The sequence below is a fragment of the Mesorhizobium sp. M4A.F.Ca.ET.050.02.1.1 genome (genome assembly GCF_003997725.1).
Taxonomy (GTDB): domain Bacteria; phylum Pseudomonadota; class Alphaproteobacteria; order Rhizobiales; family Rhizobiaceae; genus Mesorhizobium.
The window spans coordinates 1-2,847 of the sequence record NZ_RZSG01000767.1; the positions used below are offsets into that span (position 1 = coordinate 1).

General features: G+C 63.7%; 4 protein-coding genes and 1 pseudogene. 4 read left to right on the forward strand and 1 reads right to left on the reverse strand.

The annotated features are described in order from the left end of the window. Both EOA33_RS40970 and EOA33_RS30820 read left to right on the forward strand, forming a co-directional pair. Positions 1-124 (forward strand): annotated as a pseudogene (locus EOA33_RS40970) (PRC-barrel domain containing protein); the annotation flags it as partial. Positions 125-171: 47 nt separating this feature from the next. Next, positions 172-321: a hypothetical protein gene (locus EOA33_RS30820; protein WP_126055424.1), complete on the forward strand. Its 150-nt coding sequence runs from the start codon at positions 172-174 to the stop codon at positions 319-321. Positions 322-457: 136 nt separating this feature from the next. On the opposite strand, the gene EOA33_RS30825 is transcribed toward EOA33_RS30820, so the two are convergent. Further along, complete coding sequence (locus tag EOA33_RS30825) at positions 458-1,003, reverse strand: group 1 truncated hemoglobin (protein WP_127407362.1); 546 nt, start codon at positions 1,001-1,003, stop codon at positions 458-460. A 297-nt stretch (positions 1,004-1,300) separates the two neighbouring features. On the opposite strand from EOA33_RS30825, the gene EOA33_RS30830 reads away from it, so the two are divergent. After that, a complete protein-coding gene (locus EOA33_RS30830; RefSeq protein WP_126055423.1) occupies positions 1,301-1,726 on the forward strand; it encodes a globin family protein in 426 nt (141 codons plus the stop codon). Positions 1,727-2,508: 782 nt separating this feature from the next. Continuing rightward, the coding region (locus EOA33_RS30835) for a phasin family protein (protein WP_127407363.1) at positions 2,509-2,847 on the forward strand (339 nt) is incomplete at its 3' end.

The following is a 2,847-nucleotide window of genomic DNA, read 5'->3' on the forward strand; positions in this document are numbered from 1 at the left end:
CGCCAAGCCCGTCGCCGTTCCCGCCACCCAGCTCGATTTCATGCGCGACGAGGACGGCGACGTCCACGCCGTCACGTTCTGGACGAAGGACCAGCTCGAGGACATGCCCGAGCACCAGGACTGAAAGAGGGGCCCGGCACAGCCGGGCCTTTCCGCTTCGGGAGAGACACAATGATCCGAAAACTCAAATCAGGAAAATACCGGCTCTATTCGCGCAAGAAGGACGAAGCGACCGGCAAGCGCCGCAACCTCGGCACCTTCGACACCCGCGAAGCCGCCGAGAAGCACGAGCGCGAGGTGCAGTATTTCAAGCGGCATTGAGCGGGCAAGATCGGGCCGGCCCGTCAGCCTCGATACGCAAGGCGGGGGCCAGCCGCGATCTCCGGCAACGAGGGTCGGTGCGCGACGCCTCTGCGGGTCATCGGTGGCAACCTTTGGGCGTCACCCTGGCGGGGCTTCAGCCCTGCTTGTCGTAGCCGGCGGTAACCTCGCCCTTGTGCGCGGCGAAGGCTTCAAGCACCTCGGTCTTCTCTGCCTTCGGAACCTTGAAGTGGTCGAGCGTCCGCCCGAGCTCGGCCGCGACCTCGTCGAACTCCGCCGGCGAGATCCGCAAGTCGCGATGGGCTTCCTCGAGGCCGAGCGGCGTCGCGCCGGGCTTGGTGGCCACGAACTTGAACGGGCCGCCGGAAACGTCGCAGACCCACAGCGTGCGCATGAATTTGAGGCCGGGCAGCCGTTCAAGGTTCTTGGTGTGCCATTTCCGCAGCTGCGCATTCTTGGATTTCTTGCCGACGATCGGGTTCTTCACGATGGCGTCGCTGAAGTGATCGACCACGGCCGCGATGGCGAACACGCCCCCCAGCCGCTCATACAGGCTCTTCCCGGGCTTGGCTTGCTCCTGCGCCAGCGCGCCATTGGTGGCCATCATGGCTGTCGAAGCGGCGGCCGCCGCCAGCGCGACGACGCTTCGTCTTGTGAGAGAGGTCGAAACAGCGGTTTTCATCTCTGGGTTCCTTGGTGTTAAGCCAGAGCAAGCCGCGGCCTGTCCTGGCGGCGACAATGATTTGATTTTCGGATATGTCCACTTCGCCTAATCCGGCATGGTCCGCGGCATTAACGAGCGCCGCGCCCGACTTGTTCCGTTCAGGCGCTGGCGGCGCGGCTGGCGCGTGAAACGGTTCGCCGAATACAACCTGATACCGGAACGAGACATCGCCGAAACACGCCGCCACGAGCGGCGACATGCCTGGGAAACGTCCTGGTAGGAAAGTCGCCGCCTACCAACCATTGGAGCGCGCGTATGACACCCGACCAGATCAGACTCGTTCAGGACAGCTTTCGCGAGGTCGTGCCGATCCGCGCGGCCGCCGCCGCCATATTTTATGAACGCCTGTTCGCCATCGACGGCGATCTTCGGGCGCTGTTCCCGGAAAGGGATATGACCCAGCAGGGCGCCAAGCTGATGGCGGCCCTCGGCTTCGTCGTGCATGGGCTGGACCGCGCCGAGACCATCCTGCCCACCGTGCGCGACCTCGCCAAGCGCCACGTCGGCTACGGCGTCGAGGAGCACCACTACCCGATCGTCGGCCAGGCCCTGATCGAGACGCTCGCCGCCGGCCTCGGCGAGGCCTTCACGCCGCCGGTGCGTGAAGCCTGGGAAGCAGCCTACGGCCTGCTCGCGAGTGTGATGATCGCGGCCGCGCGCGAGGTGCAGATCGCAGCGTGAGGGGACGGGATGGTCGAAGGCGACCAGAACCGTCTTACACCATTCCTTGACAGCTAAGGGGGCGCAAGGGATGGAAGATGGCCGACGCCACATTGGGCGGGGGGCGTTGGGGCATATGGCGCCGGCCAGGCGAACCGGGGTCCGCCACGCAATCCAAGCTAGCAGAGTTCTATTCGCGGCGTATGGCGTGATCGCGTAGGGGATATCTCCCCGAGGAGGGACATATTTTCTGGAAACGCGCCGGCGAGGCCTAAGGCCCCGGCGGCCGAAAAACCCAGCGGCCGGAAGGCGCATGGGCTCGGGGTTCGACCGCCGGGGTCTGACCTGCAAACGGGGTAGGTTTGCCGGCTGGAAAGATTGTAGGCCGCCCATGCATCACCGCTAAGTTGATAAAATGGCTGTGTTGCGGTTCCTGCCGTCCTCCAATCGGATGAGGCCCAGGTCGAATCCAGTCATGAACGATCGATGCCGGGGAGGCGCTTTGGCCACCCGTCGAGTGGCTTGCCCCAGGCGCCCCGGGATCCGATCCGCGGCCCAGCTCGGTCGATTGCCGTGCTCTTGATCAAGAGCTGTCGGCCACACGCTCGGCCATGGCCAACGCCTGCTGGTTCTAGAATTTCCGTCAGGCTGGGCAGTGCCGCTCCGCAACGGATGGCATCCAGCGCAACGCCAGGCTCTGCCCACTTACGCAAATTCATCCGGGTTTCATAAATCCGTTGCGGCGGTTTCGTACGAAGGGGACGGCTCGATTTTGAGGCCGCCCCTGGAAAAGGATGGAAAAAATGTCCAAGCTCCCCGGCAAGACCGAAACCATCGAAAACGTCGAATCCTCCACCTTCGACCCGTCCAAGGCTGTCGAGCAGGTCCGCGCTGCCGCCGAACAGAGCGTCGAACAGTCGAAGGAAGTCCTTTCCAAATTGAGTTCGGGCGCCGAAACGACTCAAAAGGCCCTCGAGTCGACCCTTGAAATGGCCAAGACCACCAGCAACGAGGTGTCCCTGCAGGCGATTGCCGCTCTGCGTGCCAATGCCGACGCCTACTTCACGCACCTTGAAGCACTGGCTACCGTGAAGTCGCTGTCTGAATTCGTCGAGCTGCAGACCGCTTTCCTGCGCAAACAG

Coding starts and splice junctions, on each gene's coding strand:
- EOA33_RS30825 (WP_127407362.1), bottom strand. CDS start 1,003: ATGAAAACCGCTGTTTCGACCTCTCTCACAAGACGAAGCGTCGTCGCG.
- EOA33_RS30820 (WP_126055424.1), top strand. CDS start 172: ATGATCCGAAAACTCAAATCAGGAAAATACCGGCTCTATTCGCGCAAG.
- EOA33_RS30830 (WP_126055423.1), top strand. CDS start 1,301: ATGACACCCGACCAGATCAGACTCGTTCAGGACAGCTTTCGCGAGGTC.